The organism is Paenibacillus sp. YSY-4.3 (assembly GCF_054767475.1).
In genome coordinates this window covers 158,422-178,150 of the sequence record NZ_BAABMC010000006.1, presented here as the reverse complement: position 1 = coordinate 178,150, position 19,729 = coordinate 158,422, and the positions used below count along the sequence as shown (strand labels likewise).

14 protein-coding genes are annotated in these 19,729 nt (G+C 47.6%); 3 read left to right on the top strand and 11 right to left on the bottom strand.

Features of this window, described 5'->3' with window-relative positions:
• Positions 1–114: 114 nt before the first annotated feature.
• A complete protein-coding gene (locus ACYUJT_RS19050) occupies positions 115–1,425 on the top strand; it encodes a helix-turn-helix transcriptional regulator (protein WP_460325163.1) in 1,311 nt (436 codons plus the stop codon).
• Positions 1,412–2,212, top strand: coding sequence for a WYL domain-containing protein (locus ACYUJT_RS19045; RefSeq protein WP_460325161.1), 801 nt, complete (start codon positions 1,412–1,414; stop codon positions 2,210–2,212). The genes ACYUJT_RS19050 and ACYUJT_RS19045 overlap by 14 nt, the downstream gene beginning before the upstream one ends.
• Before the next feature lie 8 nt (positions 2,213–2,220).
• Here the strand turns inward: ACYUJT_RS19045 and ACYUJT_RS19040 are convergent, their stop codons facing one another.
• The 11 genes from ACYUJT_RS19040 to ACYUJT_RS18990 all read right to left on the bottom strand — a co-directional run bounded on the left by ACYUJT_RS19040 (position 2,221) and on the right by ACYUJT_RS18990 (position 17,380).
• Entirely contained in the window at positions 2,221–2,628 is a 408-nt protein-coding gene (locus tag ACYUJT_RS19040) for a DUF6508 domain-containing protein (RefSeq protein WP_460325159.1), read from the bottom strand.
• Between the two features lie 61 nt (positions 2,629–2,689).
• Positions 2,690–3,421: an alpha/beta hydrolase gene (locus tag ACYUJT_RS19035; RefSeq protein WP_460325157.1), complete on the bottom strand. Its 732-nt coding sequence runs from the start codon at positions 3,419–3,421 to the stop codon at positions 2,690–2,692.
• Between the two features lie 546 nt (positions 3,422–3,967).
• Positions 3,968–5,200 (bottom strand): GGDEF domain-containing protein, encoded by a 1,233-nt coding sequence (locus ACYUJT_RS19030; protein WP_460325155.1) that lies wholly within the window; start codon positions 5,198–5,200, stop codon positions 3,968–3,970.
• 93 nt (positions 5,201–5,293) lie between these two features.
• Complete coding sequence (locus ACYUJT_RS19025; protein ID WP_460325153.1) at positions 5,294–6,163, bottom strand: permease prefix domain 1-containing protein; 870 nt, start codon at positions 6,161–6,163, stop codon at positions 5,294–5,296.
• Positions 6,164–6,166: 3 nt separating this feature from the next.
• A complete protein-coding gene (locus tag ACYUJT_RS19020) occupies positions 6,167–6,508 on the bottom strand; it encodes a PadR family transcriptional regulator (RefSeq protein WP_460325151.1) in 342 nt (113 codons plus the stop codon).
• Positions 6,509–6,687: 179 nt separating this feature from the next.
• Positions 6,688–9,123, bottom strand: coding sequence for a beta-glucosidase family protein (locus ACYUJT_RS19015; protein ID WP_460325149.1), 2,436 nt, complete (start codon positions 9,121–9,123; stop codon positions 6,688–6,690).
• 164 nt (positions 9,124–9,287) lie between these two features.
• On the bottom strand, positions 9,288–10,304 hold the full coding sequence (locus ACYUJT_RS19010; protein WP_460325146.1) for a glycosyltransferase family 2 protein: 1,017 nt from the start codon (positions 10,302–10,304) through the stop codon (positions 9,288–9,290).
• Between the two features lie 12 nt (positions 10,305–10,316).
• A complete protein-coding gene (locus tag ACYUJT_RS19005; protein ID WP_460325145.1) occupies positions 10,317–10,922 on the bottom strand; it encodes a hypothetical protein in 606 nt (201 codons plus the stop codon).
• Between the two features lie 30 nt (positions 10,923–10,952).
• Positions 10,953–13,376 carry a beta-glucosidase family protein gene (locus tag ACYUJT_RS19000; protein ID WP_460325143.1) on the bottom strand — a complete coding sequence of 808 codons (2,424 nt, stop codon included), beginning with the start codon at positions 13,374–13,376 and terminating at the stop codon, positions 10,953–10,955.
• Between the two features lie 72 nt (positions 13,377–13,448).
• Positions 13,449–16,310, bottom strand: coding sequence for a glycoside hydrolase family 3 N-terminal domain-containing protein (locus ACYUJT_RS18995; RefSeq protein ID WP_460325141.1), 2,862 nt, complete (start codon positions 16,308–16,310; stop codon positions 13,449–13,451).
• Positions 16,311–16,498: 188 nt separating this feature from the next.
• Positions 16,499–17,380, bottom strand: coding sequence for a LysR family transcriptional regulator (locus ACYUJT_RS18990; RefSeq protein ID WP_460325139.1), 882 nt, complete (start codon positions 17,378–17,380; stop codon positions 16,499–16,501).
• Between the two features lie 216 nt (positions 17,381–17,596).
• Here ACYUJT_RS18990 and glf point away from each other — a divergent pair, with 216 nt between their 5' ends.
• On the top strand, positions 17,597–18,700 hold the full coding sequence (gene glf / locus ACYUJT_RS18985; RefSeq protein WP_460325137.1) for a UDP-galactopyranose mutase: 1,104 nt from the start codon (positions 17,597–17,599) through the stop codon (positions 18,698–18,700).
• The last annotated feature ends 1,029 nt before the right edge of the window (positions 18,701–19,729 follow it).

The window sequence follows — 19,729 nt, the reverse complement described above, 5'->3', positions numbered from 1 at the left end:
CTGCGGATGAACATGGTGGAAGTATTACAAACGTAGAATTTCCACCCTCTCCTCTCTTATTCCTGTTACAATGGTTATCTACATATAACCTGGGAAAAAGGGGAATTACCGGCGATGGCAAAAGAAAGCTTTGATAAAGAGATCCAGTTTCTGCGCATGCTGGCGCTCACAAGCGGAGCTTACAGCAGACAGCAATTTGCGGAGCGGTTAGGCATCTCCGTCCATACCTTCGACAAGACGCTGCGTCGGCTGAAGGAAATCGTCAGCTCCGTGTATCAGCAGCTGCCGCAGGAACAGGGCAAGGAATTCGCAGAGACGATCCGCTTCAACTACTATGATTCCAGCGATCCGATGCTGCTCTTCCTCTTTCGCGCCAAATCCCTGAAAGAATCCGAGTCGCAAAGGATTTCGCTGCTGCTGGCCGCCCTGAACGACCAAGCCCTGACCGCGATGGAGCTGATGGATATGTGCTGCAGCGGCCTCGATCCCGAAATGCCCCTGCCTGACGAGAAGACCATCCGTTCTGATCTGAAATACCTGGAAGAGGTTGGCGTCATCCGCAAGGAGAACGCAGCGCGCCCCTACCGTTACCGCCTCCATAACGATCTGGTCCAATCTCTGTCGGAGGAAGAGCTCTACGATTTGTATGATTTCGTCGATGTCCTAGCCAACACGCAGGTGCCGTCGGTTCAAGGTTATCTGCTGCGCGATGGATTAAAAAAACATCTCCTGCGAAACCATGCCGAGAAGCATGCAATTGAGCCTTTCTTATACAAGTATCATTTTTACTCGCGAATTTTGGATGAGGCCCATTTGTTCACCTTGCTCAGCGCCATACGAAACCGCCGCAAGGTACAGTTCCTGTACTTCTCGCCGAAAGCGGAGAATAGCTATACCTCCAAGAACACGAACCCGCTGTTCGAACGAGAATCGAAGGGCAGCCTGGTGCAGACCCTCCCGCTCAAGGTGGTCTACGACCACCAGTACGGCCGGTGGTACCTGCTCTCGAGCACCAGGGGGAGCATCCGGAAATTCCGGATGGAAGGCATGACGCAAATCGAGGAGACGATATCCATCTCCCCGGACGTATTCGATGCCAAGCAAACCGAGCTGGTGGAAAGACTCCAGCACAGCTGGCTGGTCGACACCGGACGTCCTGTAAAGGTACGGGCTCGTTTCTTCAATCCGGGAAAGTTTGAACGGAATTTCGTGAAGGAGCGGGTGCTGCTGCAAGGACAGTGGGGGGAGATCGTGGAAGAAGATGAGCACTCTTTTATTTATGAAATCACCGTCAACGGGACGACGGAAATCAAACCGTGGCTGCGCAGCTTCGGATCGAGCTGTGAAATTCTCGAACCCGCCTATTTCCGGCAGCAAATGATCGACGAGTGGAAGGAGATTCAGGCATACTATGAACCTGTTTGAGAAAATTTTCAATTATCAGATTATCTCCCGGTTGGATGACTCGGGCACCTTCATGGTCACCTCGCATGAGCGTGCTTGGCTGAAGATGATGCTCGGGCATCCCGCAGCGGCAGAAGCCTTCACGTCCGAGACAATGGAGAAGCTGAATGCCCTGCTGGATCAGGACGCTTGCATGGATATTTCCGAGCATCTCATCCACAAAGCCCGCAGCCTGGAAAAGCAAGTGTACCACCCGCTGCTGAGCACTTTCCGCCAATACATTACACAGCGCAGCGGGATTCGCCTCACTTACGAACTCAAGGACGGACGCACGCGGACGGAGCATTCCGGGCTCCCCTATAAGCTCGAGTACTCTATGGTCAAAAGAGAATGGTACCTGCTCTGGTATCATCTTCGGCAGCGCTCCCTTATGAGCACCCGGCTGAGCAAAATTATGACCGTCGCCGCCGAGCCGATCGAGCCTGCTGATGCGGAGAGCATCCTGCTGAAAATCCAGCATACGCTGGAATCGCGCAAATCCGAAGCTGTAATCCAAATTGTGTGGGAATATAACAGTGAATTGTCGCGCATCCTTTACGCCTTCTCCTGCTTTGATAAGGATGTCCACTACGATGCCGGAACTGACACCTATCACGTCAAGCTCTCCGTATTGGGAGACGAGGCGGAGTATTTACTCTCCAAAATTCGTTTTCTCGGCAAGAGGGTGAAGGTAGTTGAAGGAGATTATTTGAAAAGGCGCATGCTGGAATCGTCGACAAAGGCGTTGGAGAGGTACGGTGTTACTTGAAATCATTTCTATTGCAGCTCACCTTTATTCTCAAGTTCAAACAATCGTTTTAGTAACCGTAGAAATATTTTATTCTCGATTGCGTTTGCCCATAAGCCATCGCTAAACCTTTCCTGCCGAACGTAGTAGGTTAATATGGCAATTGAAAGTTTATGATCAAAACCATCAATAGCACGATCTAGTTCTTCAATTGTCTCAATACCATACGACTGTATGATATTCAAATAATCAGGTTCCAGAAGACCCTCTTCATGGATTACTTTATTAAATTCGATAACTCTTTGATGATAAGTGGGGTAAGCTAATGTTATTGTCCCTTTTGTGTCTTGTCCACCGCTTCCCCACCGAACTGCTTCATCAATCAACACTGTTTCAAAAAAAGGAATGAATTCGTAGAGTCGTTCATATTTTCTCATATATATTGCTCCTGTCAGGTGACTTCGCGCAGCACTGCTTATACTTCCGGACGTCAGCAGGTCAGCGCTTCTCTTCCTCCAAAATGAAAGCAATGATTTCCTCCACGGTCTGCCGCTGCTGCTCTTCTCTCGTGATCGCTGCCTTTCCGTCTCCATCCTGCTCCCCGTAATTGCCGAAGTAGGCATGGTTGCCTCCCTCGATAACATGCTGGTTTGGAGTGGCTCCCAGTTTGGATGTATCCAGAATCATATCCTTGCTGCCATAAATAGCAAGCGTCGGAAGCTCAGTAGGACCTACGGGATAAGCGCCAAGCAGGATCATCCCTTCTAATCTGCTGCCATTCTTGTCGGCATAGCTGCTCGCCATTGCCCCGCCCAAGGAATGCCCGCCGATATACCAACGCTTCACCTCCGGAAGCTGCTCAAACACGCGATCTGCTGCATGGATATCAAATACCGCCAGATTAAAAGGCATCTTTAATAGAACGCAGGTTATCCCTTGCTGGGACAACTGTTCTAGCAGCGGGGCGTAAGCAGCTGCCTCCACCTTTCCGCCGGGGTAGAAGATCAAGGCGGTGTCGCTGGCTTGCTGCTTCTCCGGGTAAAAAATCCACATCTTATCTTTGCTAACGACGCTGTTCTCTTCGCCGGCCATAGCTTGCACCGCCGCTTCATCCGCCCGGTAGTAATTGAGTGTGTAAATGTAAAAAGCGCCTACAGCAAGGAGCAACAATGCGAGGACGCTAATGGCCGTGATTTTGAGCCGTTTTTTAGTTTCGGGTTTCATTGGCATGGTTAACCTCCCTATTACTTGCTGATGTTGTGGAAAATTGCCCTCTAACTTAATACCGGCCAGGAAAGGTGTGAAAATACAGCTTTTTTCTTCTTGAAGATAAGAATTTGGCTCTATTGATGCGAAAATGCAGGAATTTTCGTAGAAAAAGGCTCCGCCCTTTCAAATTACGGAAAATTCCTGCACAACTGCAGTATTAGCTATTAACTAAAGCTAGATGGTTAGGATAAGGTAACTAAATGTATTTCATGCAGTTAGTTCAGCAGTTTTGGCCGGGTTAGAGGGAACTAACTGCAAAACCTACATTTAGTTTTATGCTATTTCGACGGATGAGCTCCATTCAGGCAAACTAACTGCATGTTTTACATTTAACGGATGGTTTTTTTAATAAAATAGCTTAACTAGCTGTATAAAATACATTTAGTTTTTACATGACCTAGTAAAACCAGGGGCTGGATGTCCGCCACCATCGATCTAATCATCTTTAACAAACCATCGTCCCAACAATCACAGTGCTAAATGAACACAACAAAGCTCGCCTCTCCGCTACTTGCTCACACAGTTCCGGCCCTTTTTCTTGGCCCGGTACAGAGCCGTGTCCGCCGATTTCATGACGGCATCCGGCTTCTTATGCTTCTCGCTTTTTTGTGCTAAGCCGATGCTCACGGTGATGTAAATTTGTTTCCCGGCTCGATTATTTCGAGTTTTGCGCCGGGATTTGCTCTTGCTTTTCCCTTTGCGATTGCGCAGCGTGAAAGGCCGCTTGGCAATTTGCTCCCTCAGCTGTTCCAGATGCGGCAGCGCATCCTGCACGCTTTTTCCCGGAAAGAGAATCGTGAATTCCTCACCGCCGTAGCGGTAGGATTTCCCCCCGCCCGTCACATCCTTGATGACCGAAGCCACCAGCTTAAGCGCCTCGTCACCCGTGTCATGTCCATAAGTATCATTAAACTTCTTGAAGTGGTCGATATCCAGCATGGCGATGACATAGTTCATGCCCAGCTTCATCATATCCTGCTTCAGAGCCCGCCGTGAAGGCAAACCTGTAAGCTCATCCGTAAATGCCATCGAATACGAATCCTGGATGATCGAAGTGACCAGAACAATGCCAGAAACGGCAAAAAACACAGCGTACATCATCGGGTCGCGGTTCTCGTGCATCACATAGAACATGGCGCATAACACAGCAATAAACGAAATATCCTGAGACGATTTATATCTAACCTGCCTGATGATGAGCATGGTTAAAGAAATCAGGAAAATCGCGACGGACAGCTGGGTTACCCCTGTAATGGAAGTAAGGCTAACAGGAAGCACGTCTTTTTTTATAAGCGAGAGAAGCCCGCTTTGCCCGGGACGCAGCAGCCATATTGAAATCAAGACCTGGGAGAGGATGATTCCAATACGGAGCACTCCCCATAAGCTTAATATTCCCCGCTCCTTAAATATAGAGAACAACCCGATATTCAGCGGAATCATCAAGGAGATGAGTATATAAATGTCGGCTGCTGCAATCGGGGAGGACGGCTTCGTCATGCCCGGCAAATACTCCATGGACGCCAAAGCAAGGGCAAGTACGATTAGGATAAATAGCTCCCTGCTCCGGTTGAATTTCCACGCGATGACGGCCCCCACGGCAAAGATCACATAGGGGGAAAGCTCGATGATATCCAGCTGCGCCTGTGCCAGCGTACTGGTTTCTTTATAGAAGTAATAGGCAGCAACCATTAAAACAAATGGGAGAACAAGCTTAAGGAAATTCCGAACCGTAATCTTCAAGTAAATGATTCCCTTCGTGATGTTTTACTTTTGCTTCTTATTTATTATCGGCTAAAGCAAAGCACCAACTTAGGAATTATGCAGCATTGTTATTTATGAATACCTTTTGTTTCTTTTGGCGGCAAAATAAGCCTCAATCAAAAGCTGGCAGACGACAGCAAGGACAAATACGATCCAGGAAAACTTCCAACTCCAAGCGAATCCAAGGAAAATGAATGCGCCAAAGCTGAATATCCACAATGCGCCTGAAATACTTCCGCTAACGAGAACCGACTGCGGATCGCTATAGTAGCTGACCCATTGCTTCGCCCATTCGGAGTCCATCTTCGTTCTGCTCTTCTCTGTCAGTCCCAAGTATATGAACATCGCGGCTGACACGACGAGAAATGGCATAAAAATCAGAACAATGTGGAGAAGGCTTTGCTCCTGAAAATATTTTACGCCCGACACCGTGGCACCTAGAAGGAAAATTTCGGCTGCCACGCTGTAAGATAAGGCGCGTTTGCTCTTCATGCCATAATCATGCGATGTTTCTTGCGTAAGGCCGAAATAGATAAATATCGGGGCGGCAACTAAAATAAACGGAATGAGATAGATAAACGTCTTGAATAAATCTTGATACTGGAGATAGGCAGCCCCGCCAAGCATCAATCCTAGCAATACGCACACGGAAGCAATCAAATATGCGATGACATGCTGCTTATCCAGCGGAACGGGTTTGAACATCGCCTCATTAAATCTCGTCTCGGAGGCTTTCTTCAAGCTTTCCACCAGCTCGCTCATATCCCCCAAATTGGATACCGCCTTTTCGAAGGCGGCATTGGCATTGTCGCCCTTGGCCATAAGATCATTGACCTGCTCCAATAAATTACCGCGAATCTCTTCCTTCAGTTCGCCCAACTGTTTCGTTTCATAAATATCGGCAAATAAATCGTCTACGTATTGCTCGATTCTTCTCTTCATAAATCAGCGCTCCTCCCCTGTTATTAATTTATCGATGATTTTTTTCGTGAAATCCCAGTCTTCCCTGTTCTGCCTGTATACAGCTTTTCCCGTTTCGGTAATGCTATAATATTTTCTTCTTCCGCCTTGGGTTTCGTCTCCCCAATACGAAGCAATGCTTCCATCCTGCTCCAGCCTTCTAAAGCTGGAATACAGCGTCGCCTCTTTTAATTCGTACAAGCCCTCACTTTTCTCTATGATTCTTTTGTATATTTCATACCCATAGCTATCCCCGTTCATCAAAATCCCCAGGACAATCGTGTCAGTATGGCCTCTCAGTAAATCGGATGAAATTTTTCCGTTCAAGTAAGTCACCCCCTGGCTATAATATAAAAAAGTACTATGACTGTCAAGGTAATATCACAAGCATATATGTCGATCTGAAAAAGTACTATCCGCTTAAGTTTCGGCCACCTGTATTTTTCCTTCAGCAAAATTGGCATAAAAAAACAACGGGCTATTATAGCCCGTTGCTCATATTTGAATCATTGCCCATTGTTCTGCCACCGCAGCTTATCAGCCTTCACTTTACGGCTTCTCTCCTTCATGAAATGGCTCAAGCCCTTGAAGAAACGGCCGTTAGCCATCATCAACAGGCCATCCACCATGGCCATATTCAACACGCCGCCTGTCATTCTGGCGATTCCCCTAAACGGCGTATGGTAAACGGACATCATGATCAGATTTGCGGTGCTCCGCTTGCCGATTTTTCTCAGGAACCAATATGCAAACACAATCAAATGATAGGCCAGCCTAGCAATGGCTCCCTTTGCATATTGGCACTGCTCGATCGTATCGTTATAGCCAAGCGGCTTGGATCTATCCCAAGTCGCAACCGGCACCTGGCGTCCGATCAGATGCTCAAACTCATTAACGCCAACATCTCTGATCTTGCCCGAGTAATAAGACGGAAGCTTGTCCTTCTCATAAGGAACAGGCGCCCCCGTTCCCATTACTTGGAGGGAGCCGGCCAGCCTGATATCGGCGCTGGAGGCACCGATCAAGATGGTATACTCCGCTTCCTCGATCTCCCACTCATTCGTCTTCACATTAAAATAGCGAAAAGTCTTGTCATCAAAAGGAATCGTCACCGTCTTGGATTCACCGGCATTGATAAATACTTTAACAAAACCCTTTAACTCTTTGCGAGGCCTGAATATATCGCTGGACTTACAACCGACATACAGCTGCGCAACTTCCATGCCGGCCCGGTCACCCGAGTTGGTTAATGTGAAGGTGACCCCCATTTTTCCGACTTTTATATCCGAATAATCGAAGGTCGTATAACTGAGGCCGTATCCAAAAGGAAACTGCACACCGATATCCGCCGTATCGTAATAACGATAACCGATAAAGATACTCTCGCGATATTCGACCGTCAATTCGTTGCCGGGAAAATGGCGATACGAGGGAGTATCCTCATAACGGAGCGGGTACGTCTCGGCCAGCTTGCCCGAAGGATTGACGTCGCCGGATAATACCCGAAGGATAGCTCTCGCTCCTGCCTGCCCTCCCAAATATCCATGCAGCAATCCTCTCACTTTGCCGATCCAGGGCATTTCGACCGCAGAGCCGCAGGAGAGGATGGCGATAATATTCGGATTCACCTCGTGCAATGCGTGGAGCAAGTCGATCTGGTTCTCCGGAATCTGCATGCTCTGCCTGTCTAGACCGTCAGCTTCCGTTACTTCATCCAGTCCGAGGTACAGCAGCACGACATCCGCTTTCTCCGCAAGCGCACATGCTTTGGCGATTTTACGCGAGTCCTTCTTGCCGTAGCGCTCAAAGCCAGGCTCAAAGCCGATGCTGACAATCCCTGATTCCTCGAAGCAATCCAAGGTATGATCTAGAATCGTCGGGTTAACGATCGATGACCCCGCCCCTTGATATCGTGCGTCTTTGGCAAAATCGCCGATGACAGCCACCTTCTTGCCGAACTTAAGCGGCAGAATGCCGCCCTCGTTCTTAAGGAGTACGATAGACTCTTCGGCCACCTTCTGTGACACCCTGTGATGCTGTTCCACATTGAACTCCAGCCGAGGGCGCTGATAAACGGCCTCCGTAGCAAAAATAAGGTCAAGCAGCCGATCCACGCATTCGTCCAGAGCTTCCACCGGAACTTTTCCGCTTTGCACGGCCTGAACGATTTCCTGATCAGTCTCCCCGGCCGTCGTCGGCATCTCCAACTCATTGCCGGCCAAGAGCCCTGCCACGCGATCGTTGCTTCCGCCCCAATCCGTGACGACGACGCCTTGATAACCCCATTCGCCACGCAAAATATCCTGCATCAAATGCATATTCTCATTTGCGTATGTACCATTTATTTTATTATAGGAAGACATGATCGACTTCGTCCGGCCTTCCTTAACTGCAATTTCGAAGGCGGTCAAATAGATTTCCCTAAGGGTTCTTTCGTCGACGACCGTATCGATCGACATCCGTCTCTCTTCCTGATTGTTCACGGCAAAATGCTTGACGCAAGCGGAAATTCCCTGCGACTGAATGCCTCTAATATAACTGGCAGCCATCTTGCCGGCTAGATACGGATCCTCGCTGAAGTATTCGAAGTTTCTTCCGCATAAGGGATTACGCTTCATGTTCACGCCAGGGCCGAGCAGGACATTAACCTTCTGGGAGATCGCTTCTTCCCCCAAATACTCTCCTACCTTTTCCCCCAGCTCTACATTCCAGCTGTTGGCTACAGTCGCTGCCGTCGGATAACAGGTGGCAGGAACCCCGGTATTCAGGCCCAGCTTATCTGCGGCCACGGCCTGTTTCCGGATGCCGTGCGGTCCATCCGCAAGAAACATGCTGGGTATGCCCAGCCGGCTGATGTCCTGCGTTTGCCAGAAATCCTTGCCTGACATTAATGAAGCTTTTTCTTCCAACGTCATCTGCGCAATCAATTCTCTATACTTCATCTCTATTCCTCTTCAGTGTATTGGACGGTATGACGTGCTTTAAAATATTCTACTATATTATCTATACACATTCTATAGCACACCAAATGCTGTAAGAAACGAAAGACTCCGGTACTTATATCTTAAAAAAAGCAGGATGCCTCTTCAGGCTCCTGCTTTTTCTGTTAGTTAAACCCAACTAATCTTTGTGATATTTTGTAAGCTCCGACCGAAATCAGCCGGCCGGCTCGTCCCGGCAAATGGATCAGCCTTCCCATAAATCCGTATTTAAGCTCCTGGTATAACTGGATATCCGTATCCTTAATAAACTTCCACAGCTCTTTCTTCTTCGCTAGATTCTCAGCCGTCCCGGAACGGATCAGAAGAATCGCTGATACCACCGTTACAATCTCGAGATGACTGAACATATAGCTACGAAGGATAGGGTGGGGAATGCTGTCCATCCCCACCTGCTCAATCATCAGTTTGTTGACTTTAAGCTGCTGATCGATCCTCTTAATCATGATGCTCTCCTGAACGGACTGATCTTCCCGGCCGATAAAATATCTGTAGAAATCAACATTGATATAAATCATCTTCTTCACATGCACCAGCGGCACATATACGAATAAATTGTCGACATAGAAGGTATGCTTCGGCAGCTCCAAGCCGCAGTCCTTAAGCAATTGCGTCCGATATAACAAGGAATGCATCAACAGATATTGCCCCTTGCGAAGCGGTTTGACCTCGTCCCAGGAAAATATCTTTCCCTCTGGCAGCACATGATGATACTTCATGACTTTCCTGTAGCTGGCTTCTTCCTTTTCATAGACAAAATTACTGATCGCCATATCAACGGTTTTGTCTTCATTCTGTAAATCTTGCAAGGTTTGTAGAATTTTCAGATAGGCCCGGACGTCTACCCAATCATCGCTGTCTACGACCTTGAAATACAATCCCGTTGCGTTCCGGAGGCCGGCATTGACCGCCTCTCCGTGTCCGCCGTTCTCCTGGTGGATCGCTTTGACAATCGTCGGATACCGCCTGGCGTATTCGTCGGCAATGTTCGCTGTGCGGTCGGCAGATCCATCATTGACGATCAACAGCTCGACATCCTCCCCTCCTGGCAGAAGGGATTCAATGCAGTATCTCATATAATCCTGTGAATTATAACAAGGGATGACTACGGATAATAATTTCATGCTAACACTACCCTATGATTTTTGTTTGAAAATGACTTTGAAAATCGGGAAGAACACCCAAAACGAAATCGCGCTGTTAATAATCATCGTGATCACATCCGCCGTCGTTTCCCCTACGGCGCCCATTCCCCAAGTATTTATGAACAGGTTATAAATAGGCGCCTTATAGAAGCCTTGAGCCGCAGCCGCTCCAATGGTGATCACGATATAAGCTAAGACGTACCAGAAGGCCGCTTGCCAAATGTTGCTGTTCGATTTGAACGTAATGCTCCGCTGGGCGAAGAAGTTAATAATTTGGGCGATAGCCAAGGTGATTTGCACCGCCAGGAAGTAGGCAAGACCTCCACCTCCGCCGGATGCAAGAGCGCCAGCTGCATAGTCGAACACATAATAGGCGCTTCCATCAAAGTTGTGCCCGAACTGTAAAATTTGAAAACTTGTACTCACTAGCGCCGTCTTGGCGAACAAGCTTTTGAAAAAAGGCATTAAGACAAGCTGCAAAACGGTGATTCCATTGCTCAGTATAAAGAATACTAGAAATTGCGCAATATTGGGGTGCTTTTCCTTATATCTGGTCCACAGCCCCATCGGGCCGGCTATATTTTTTTTAGAACTCATTTTTCCACTCCTCTGTCGCTGATGCAAGACTTAATTGTTCTGTTTAGCGACCTTCAGCATTTTGCCTCTCTCTCTGAAGAAGTGCCGGAAGCCTTTGAAAAACTGGCCGTTCACTACCATCAGCAGCCCATCCAGCATCGGCATATTCATGATGCCGCCGGTCATTCTAGCAATTCCTCTAAACGGCATATGATAGACAGACATCATGATCAAATTGGCAGTGCTCCGTTTGCCTATCTTCCATAAGAACCAATGAGCGAAAGAGATTAAATGGAATGCGAATCTGGCAAAAGCGCCTTTGGCATATTGGCATTGGGCAATCGTGTCGTTGTAACCAATCGGCTTCGTACGGTCCCAAGCCGCTGCGGGAACCTTGTGCCCGAGAAGGCTCTCGAATTCTTCCTGGCTAACCTTGCCAGCCTGTCCGGAATAATACGATGGCAGCTTCTCCTTGTCATACGGCAGTGGAGCGTTCGTTCCTTGAACGGCATGGACACCCTTCAACCGGATATCCACGCTGGATGCACCGATCATAATCTCATACTCGGCTTCTTCAATTTCCCATTTGTTTGTTTTTACATTGAAATAACGGAAGGTCTTATCGTCAAAAGGGATCAGCACGGTTCTTGTCTCGCCCGCTTGTAACGATACCTTGGCGAATCCTTTTAATTCTTTCCTTGGTCTGAAAATGTCAGCCGAGTTGCAGCCGACGTAAAGCTGCGCTACCTCCGACCCGGCCCTAGTTCCGGTGTTCGTAATCTTGAACGCTACGCCTTCAGGAATGATTTGCATTTCCGAATACTCAAAGGTGGAATAACTGAGCCCATAGCCGAACGGGAAAAGAACCTCCACATTCGCCGTATCATAATACCGATAACCGATATACGGCCCTTCCCTGTACTCCACGCTCACTTCCTTGCCCGGGAAATAACGGTAGGCCGGCGTATCTTCATAGCGGAGGGGATACGTTTCCGCCAATTTGCCGGAAGGATTCACCTCGCCGGACAATACCCGAAGAATGGCTCTTGCGCCTGCCTGACCGCTTAAATAACCGTGAATAAGTCCCTTCACCTTATCTATCCATGGCATTTCTACCGCAGAGCCGCAGGAGAGAATGACCACAATATTCGAGTTCACATGATGCAGGGCGTGAAGTAGATCGATCTGGTTCTGCGGGATTTTCATGCTCTGCCTGTCGAGCCCCTCCGCCTCCGTTACTTCATCCAAGCCCATATACAGCAGAACAACTTCCGCCTTCTCGGCGAGGGCGCACGCTTTATCGATCTTTCGCTGGTTTTTCTTTCCGTAACGCTCAAATCCAGGCTCAAAACCAACGCTGACGATGCCCGATTCCCCCAGGCAATCTAGAGTATGATCCAGAATCGTCGGGTTGACGATCGATGACCCGGCTCCCTGATATCTCGCTTTTTGCGCGAAATCGCCAATGACCGCTACTTTTACGCCCGTCTCCAGCGGCAATATATTTCCTTCATTCTTGAGCAGCACAATCGATTCCTCGGCTGCCTCCTGGGCTGCCCTGTGATGCTCTTTCATATTAAATCCTCTTCTAGCGGATTTCTTATAGATTTCTTCCGTAGAAAAAATAAGCTCAAGCAGCCGGTCGACGCATTCGTCCAATACTTCTTCTTTCAGCTTCCCAGTGCGCACGGCCTGAATGATATCTTCATTCGTCTCTCCCGCCGTCGTCGGCATTTCAAGCTCATTGCCGGCGATCAATCCTGCTACGCGATCGTTGCTTCCGCCCCAATCGGTGACGACAATCCCCTGGAAACTCCATTCGTCGCGGAGGATTTCCCGCATTAAGTGCAGATTCTCATTTGTATATTCGCCATTCAGCTTATTGTAAGAAGACATGACCGTCTGCGTCTTGCCTTCTGTAACCGCGATCTCAAAGGCCGTCAAATAAATTTCCCTTAGCGTCCTCTCATCCACGATCGTATCGATCGACATCCGTCTTTCTTCCTGGTTGTTCGCGGCAAAGTGCTTTACGCAAGCCGAAATGCCTTGCGATTGAATTCCCCGGATATACCCCGCAGCCATTTTGCCGGCATGGTAGGGATCTTCGCTAAAATATTCAAAGTTTCTCCCGCACAAGGGGCTGCGCTTCATATTGACCCCCGGGCCAAGCAGCACGTTGACCTTCTGGGCAACCGCCTCTTTCCCTAAGTGCTCTCCGAGACGCTCTCCTAATTCTACATTCCAGCTATTAGCAACTGCCGCCGCCGTCGGGAAGCATGTCGCAGGAATACTCTCATTCAACCCTAAATGATCGGCTGCGGCCTGCTGCTTGCGAATGCCATGCGGGCCGTCTGCAAGGAATATGCTAGGAATGCCCAGTCGATCAATATTCTGCGTCTGCCAGAAATCTTTGCCCGACATCAAAGATGCCTTCTCTTCCAGCGTCATTTTCTTTATAAGTTCAGTATGTTTCATCGTCTCTTCCTTTTATTTTTGGCGGTACCCTCTGTAGAGTACCGCCAAAATGTTTTCAAATTGAATTTTAATTTAAGCTGCTGCTGTAACAGCAGGTTTCCGTCTGCGGAATAAGAAGTAGAAGCCAGCGCCAACACCAATCACGATAAGGATATCTACTGCAATCGTAATCTTCACCCAATCCGCTAAATCCGTACTCATTCCATTCTCCATCCCGTTGCTGTTCGCTACGGTGTACAGCACATTGTGAGCGTTATCTCTCATTGCCCATAATGTATCATTGCTCTTGGCATTGACTTCCGGAACACCGTACGGTGCAACCCCGGTAAGAAGAATATCGTTGCCTGCACGGAAGGCAAGTTCAGCCGTCATATAAGGATAAGCAGGACCAATAAAGAAGTCCGTATTAACGATCCCTTTGAAACCCCATTCGTGGCGGAGCACTTCTTTCATGAGAGCCGGACTTGCACCTGCCCATGTATGTCCAATGCTGTTGAATGAAGACATCGCACCTTTAGCGTCACCTTCCTTCACCGCATATTCAAATGCTTTCAGGTAGATTTCACGGATCGCTTGTTCGTTGCTCCAGGTTAGAATGCCTAGGGTACGATTCTTCTCCTGATCGTTAAGTGCAAAGTGCTTCATGTAGACAAATCCGCCATGGCTTTGGTAGCCCTTTGTAACAGCGGCGGACATCTTACCGGAAAGAAGAGCGTCCTCGGAATAATACTCGAAGTTTCTTCCGGAAAATGCGGTGCGATGAATGTTAACGCCTGGTGCATACCAGCCGCTTACTCCGTATGCTTTCGCTTCTGCGCCTACGGCATCGCCCATTTTCTCGACGAGTTCAATGTTCCAGGTTTGTCCGAGCATCGTCTCCGAAGGGAAGGCGATTCCGGACATCGGATTCTTGGACAAGAGAGCGCTAATGCCCGCTGGTCCATCGTAGTCTGTCGTTGCCGGTTTGCCGACGGATGCCACTTCGACAGTCCGGTAACCGCCAAGCGTCCCGATCGAAACAAGGTCATGAACAGATAGCTGGTCTAGCAGCTCGTTCCAGCTTGCATCGTCATAATCGACACCCACGTAATCCTTTAACGTCTTTCCATTCTTCGCTCCAGTCGCCGGTGGACTCTGCTGCTCGTCCGCAGGAATGTCGTAACGCTTGCTGTTAATATAGTCGACGAATGCAGCGTTCACGACCGTGCCTCTTACTTCCTCAACAGCGCCTTCAGCGTTCTTTACCTGGAGGTTTTCATTCGTGTTCAGAACATCCATATTCGCAAAACCATTTGCTCTAGAAAGATATGTCTGAATGCTGCCTTCCCCAGTCACGAGATCATCAAACTGATTGACAGCCACTTGCTGATCCGAAGAACGGCCATTCTGGTCAAATACCACTTGCGTCAAGCTTTTCGAACCAACATCGGCGATTTTGTCATGCGAGTTGTTCATGAGCAAGAGTTTATATTCGCCGGCTTCAAGAACATAAGAACCGGTTTGGCTGAATACTTTAGCGTAATCATAAGAAGCCATATCTTCTACTTTAAACGTAAGGGTCACCGTCTCTGAATCGCCTGGCTTAATCACGCCCGTTTTGGCAAAAGCGGCCAGCTCGACGGAGGACTTCTCAATTTTACCTGTGTAAGGCGCGGAATAATAAAGCTGTACAACCTCTTTACCTTCCATGGATCCTGTATTCGTCACTTTAACGTCGACCGAAATGTCTGTATCATTCCAGTTTAAGCTGTTTGCAACAACCTCTTGTTCGAATGTCGTGTAGCTTAACCCATGCCCGAACGGGAACATGACTTTCTCGTCATAGTTGATCGCACCTTCTGCTGCTGCAGTCTCGTAGTAGCGGTAGCCTACATAAATCCCCTCGGTGTAATTCACGTAAGTCAAAGGAACATTCGTTTTATCTACGGCTACAGCATATGTACCGTCACCGTTATCCAACACATAACGCAAATCGCCAAAGTTCTTCATCGCTGGCGCATCAAGCATATCTGTCGCGAACAAGTCCACCGTTTTTCCCGACGGATTGAGCTGTCCCGCTAGAATTTTACCCAGCGAAGCAAAACCTTTTTGTCCTGGTCCAGCGACCGTCACGATGCTCTTGATTTGGTCGTATTTCTTAACCCAATCCAGTTCAAACGTATTCGAACCGTTCACGATGACGATGATTTTGTCAAAATGCTTCGTAACCGCATCGATCATGCCAAGCTCCCGTTTGGACAGCTCCAGGTAATGTTTATTAGGATCCAAATCGTCAGGATTACCGAAGCGTTCTCCGCTTGGCCCCATCGTGGTTCCGTTCGGATCATAGGTATCCGGACCGTCCAATACCGCCGGAAGGTCTGTCCCTTCTCCGCCCGCACGGGCAAGGAAGATAATCGCTGTGTCCGAAAACTCGGTTGCTTGCTTCATTCTTTCCTCGGTGTAGAACTCGGAAGCCACAGGTTCTGGAATCGTCCAGTCATATCCCTCAATTCCTGATACTGGTCTTTCAAGGCCGGTTGCTACGTAATCGTTGTATAATTGCTCGTTGACCTCAAAACCAGCTGCTTCCAGACCAGCCTTTGGCGTTACAGCCGTGGAAGAGTCTGCCGCACCGGAGCCAGAGCCCAAGTATACAGGCGCCGTAAAGCTCCATCCAAACACATTGACCTTTTTGTCTGCCGTCATCGGCAGCATGCCATCATGATTCTGGAGAAGCACGATCCCTTCATCCGTAATCAGCTCCGACACCACTTCAGAATTAGCCCGCGCTTTCTGCGCTTCTGGCGTTGTGATATCGATCTTTGAAAAATACGCCGTGATAACATCCGAGTAGTAGGCTAGTGCAATGTTAGCCCCTGTGCCGATAAGCAATACGAATACCAGCAGAGAACTCATGATAATACGGAACTTTTTCTTAGACTTACCAGACATAGAATTTCTTGCCCCCATCTAGTTATTTTGAAACGCTTTCATGAGTTATAAATCATGGATAAGCGTTCTTGTTGATTGCAATGTAAGCTTAACGTATACAGGATGAATATAGAATCAACCAAACGTTAGGGGGTGGCAACTTTTAGTTGACTACTAAAAAAAGCCGTCCTGACGGAAGGCTCCTCCCATCAAAACGACTTGCACCGATCCTTGACGTATCTTTGAAATAAGGCCACGGCTTTAGACTGAATGCCTCTCTTTCTAGAGACCATATAAATATCCTGAGGAATCTTCTCCTTCAGTCTAATCAGCTTTAAGTTATCATTATTGAGCGACTCTTCCACAAAGTCAATAGAAATGGCCACCGCTCCATTTCTCTCGCATAATCTATGGGCGGATATGATATTGCCGAATTCATGCATGACATGGGGCGAGAATCCCTGCTCGAGGCATTTCTCAATAAAGCTGTTTTCCTTCCCCTCGCCTGCCGTTTTAACGACCAGAGTTTCGCTGGCCAGTTCGGTAACGGATATCTCATCTTTGCTGGCTAATGGGTGGTTTCGCGAGACGATGACTACGACCTGACCTTCCGCAATCAATTCAAATTCGCAATTCTCGATGTCTTCCGTGCCGATCACCAGGCCGACATCCACTTCCTCTTGGAATATCTGGGTTAAGGGATACTCATCGGGATACTCTTTAAGCTTGATTTGAATATCAGGGAATTCCTTAGAGAAATGATATAAAAGGTCCACGGGTAAAATCGATGTTATGGAATATGTAATCACCACGTTCAAGCTGCCTTTTTTTCCGCTAATGATGCTGATTTCCTTCTTGATGTCCTCAATCAAATAATGTATATGTTTAGCCCGGGCATATAGGAGCTCGCCAGCTTTGGTCGCTTCCATCCCGCGGGAGCTTCTGTAGAATAATTCGGCTTCCAGCTCCATCTCCAGCTGCCTGATGGTCTTGCTTACTCCCTGAGGGGTAATAAACAGGTCTTTCGCTGCCGCTGTAACACTATTTTTCTCATATACCTTGATGAAATACTCCAATGCCTCTGTGTTCAATTCGGCTAACCCCCTATTTCCGGTCGCTCCTTAGCCAATGGTAGCTGTGCTGAATTTCGCCCTGTATGCCAGGGTCATTCTACCTAACCCGATTGCATTGATAGTATAGCATACTTCACTTTATGGCAATCCCTTACCTTCTTCGGACAAGCTGTAGTTCACGGCCTTCAATTTATGCTAAGATGTGAAATAACGATCGATCAAGGGAGTATGGACATGTATGATTATTTAGTGGTTGGCGCGGGTCTGTTCGGAGCGGTCTTCGCCTATGAAGCGAACAAGAAGGGCAAGAAATGCCTAGTCATCGACAAAAGAAACCACATCGGCGGAAACGTGTATACGGAAGAAATCGAGGGCATCCACGTACACATGTACGGGGCTCATATTTTTCACACGAACAGCAAGGCCATATGGGATTATGTGAACCAATTCGCCGAATTCAACCGGTACACCAATTCACCCATCGCCAATTATAAAGGGGAGTTATATAATCTGCCCTTCAACATGAACACCTTCAATAAGCTGTGGGGGGTCGTCACCCCGGACGAAGCCAAGCTCAAAATTGAGGAGCAAAGGCAGGCCGCCGGCATCACCGAGCCGAGAAACTTGGAGGAACAAGCGATTTCGCTCGTCGGAACCGATATATACGAAAAACTGATCAAAGGCTATACCGAGAAGCAATGGGGAAGATCGGCCAAGGACTTGCCTTCCTTCATCATCAAACGGCTCCCCGTCCGCTTCACTTATGACAACAACTACTTCAATGACCGCTACCAGGGTATTCCGATCGGCGGTTATGGGACGATCATCGAAAAGATGCTGGAGGGTATCGAGGTCAAGCTGAATGTCGATTTTTTTGATCGCAAAGAAGACTGGCTCCAATGCGCCCATAAAGTCGTGTATACCGGTATGATCGACCAATATTACGATTACGAATACGGCGTACTCGAATACCGGAGCCTGCAGTTCGAAACGAAGGTGCTGCACGATACGGCCAACTACCAAGGCAATGCCGTCGTCAATTACACGGACCCGGAGACGCCGTATACGCGGATCATCGAGCATAAGCATTTTGAGTTCGGCACGCAGGACAAAACGGTCATCACGGAGGAATACCCGACCGAGTGGAAGCCGGGCGACGAGCCCTATTATCCGATCAATGACGATAAAAACAATGAAATCTACAGGAAATACAAAGCGCTAGCCGACAGCGAGCAACGCATCATTTTTGGGGGACGCCTTGCCACCTACAAATACTACGACATGCACCAAGTCATTGGAGCGGCTTTGGCCGAGGTGAGCAGGGAGTTTGAGAAGTGAGGAGATAAATGTGATAAGTAACATCAAATTTGTGAGCAATTGGATTCCATTTTTTAAAATTGTTGCTAAATATGCCTTTTAAAAATTAATTTCTCTCTAACTCGCAGAAGAAAAAGGAGAAGTTTTATGATTAGTATTATCACAATATTTGGATCCTTCATTCTTGCTCTTCTATTATTTACTCTGATTGACTTTTCAAATTTTAAATGGGTTCATCTAAATCTTAGGAGACCATCCAATAAATTTATTAAAGGACTATCTACTTCCAAGATAGAGTTCACATTATCTACAACTAACAAGAGGTTTCTACAATATTACTATGGATTTAACTTGAGTTCCCTAAAAGATCTCGAGACAGAAATATCTATAAAACGTACAAGATATACTGAAAACAATCAATTTTCAAACTATTTGTCTAATTTACTCACACTATTCAGTTTATTAATTGCTGTTTTCGCTATAACTTCTAGTTTATACCCCGCAGATAATGTTCCAGACATGGTTTTTTTCACCATGATTTTTATCGTTATTATATTAGGCTATTTTATTGCAGATTTAACGATCAAAACTTTCAATGCGAACTTAATGGATAGACATTTGTTTGCAATCCGAAGAACCATTGATAAGAAAGAAGCTTTTATAAAAAAAGATAGAAGACCAAGAAACATAAAATAAAATTCCTAGTTATATATAAAAAGAGTGGCCCCTCAGGCCACTCTTGATGCTGCATTTAAAATTCCGCTTTGATGAACCGCGTCAACCGCCTGCATCATGTTCTCTTCATATTGAACCAACGCCCTTCGTATCCTTCGCCCGAACGGCCAAAGACGCTTCCCGGCGTGACAATGACCCCAGCTTTGGGGAACATGGCCATGACAAAATGCTCTGATGTCTAAAGATCTACTACTGGCTGTACGAGATCATTCAACACTTTTTTTCAATGTCAGAATCCTCCTTTCTGTTTTCCGCTCCAACCCAGGTTTGATCAACAAATTCGACACTGATCTTTAGTCCACATTACCTTGCTTC

What these genes read in the sequence shown, in the direction of transcription:
- ACYUJT_RS19015 (WP_460325149.1), bottom strand. Translation starts at nt 9,123, where the DNA reads ATGAAGTATAGAGAATTGATTGCGCAGATGACGTTGGAAGAAAAAGCT.
- ACYUJT_RS19010 (WP_460325146.1), bottom strand. Translation starts at nt 10,304, where the DNA reads ATGAAATTATTATCCGTAGTCATCCCTTGTTATAATTCACAGGATTAT.
- ACYUJT_RS18995 (WP_460325141.1), bottom strand. Translation starts at nt 16,310, where the DNA reads ATGTCTGGTAAGTCTAAGAAAAAGTTCCGTATTATCATGAGTTCTCTG.
- ACYUJT_RS19045 (WP_460325161.1), top strand. Translation starts at nt 1,412, where the DNA reads ATGAACCTGTTTGAGAAAATTTTCAATTATCAGATTATCTCCCGGTTG.
- ACYUJT_RS19000 (WP_460325143.1), bottom strand. Translation starts at nt 13,376, where the DNA reads ATGAAACATACTGAACTTATAAAGAAAATGACGCTGGAAGAGAAGGCA.
- ACYUJT_RS19050 (WP_460325163.1), top strand. Translation starts at nt 115, where the DNA reads ATGGCAAAAGAAAGCTTTGATAAAGAGATCCAGTTTCTGCGCATGCTG.
- ACYUJT_RS19035 (WP_460325157.1), bottom strand. Translation starts at nt 3,421, where the DNA reads ATGCCAATGAAACCCGAAACTAAAAAACGGCTCAAAATCACGGCCATT.
- ACYUJT_RS19005 (WP_460325145.1), bottom strand. Translation starts at nt 10,922, where the DNA reads ATGAGTTCTAAAAAAAATATAGCCGGCCCGATGGGGCTGTGGACCAGA.
- glf (WP_460325137.1), top strand. Translation starts at nt 17,597, where the DNA reads ATGTATGATTATTTAGTGGTTGGCGCGGGTCTGTTCGGAGCGGTCTTC.
- ACYUJT_RS19040 (WP_460325159.1), bottom strand. Translation starts at nt 2,628, where the DNA reads ATGAGAAAATATGAACGACTCTACGAATTCATTCCTTTTTTTGAAACA.
- ACYUJT_RS19025 (WP_460325153.1), bottom strand. Translation starts at nt 6,163, where the DNA reads ATGAAGAGAAGAATCGAGCAATACGTAGACGATTTATTTGCCGATATT.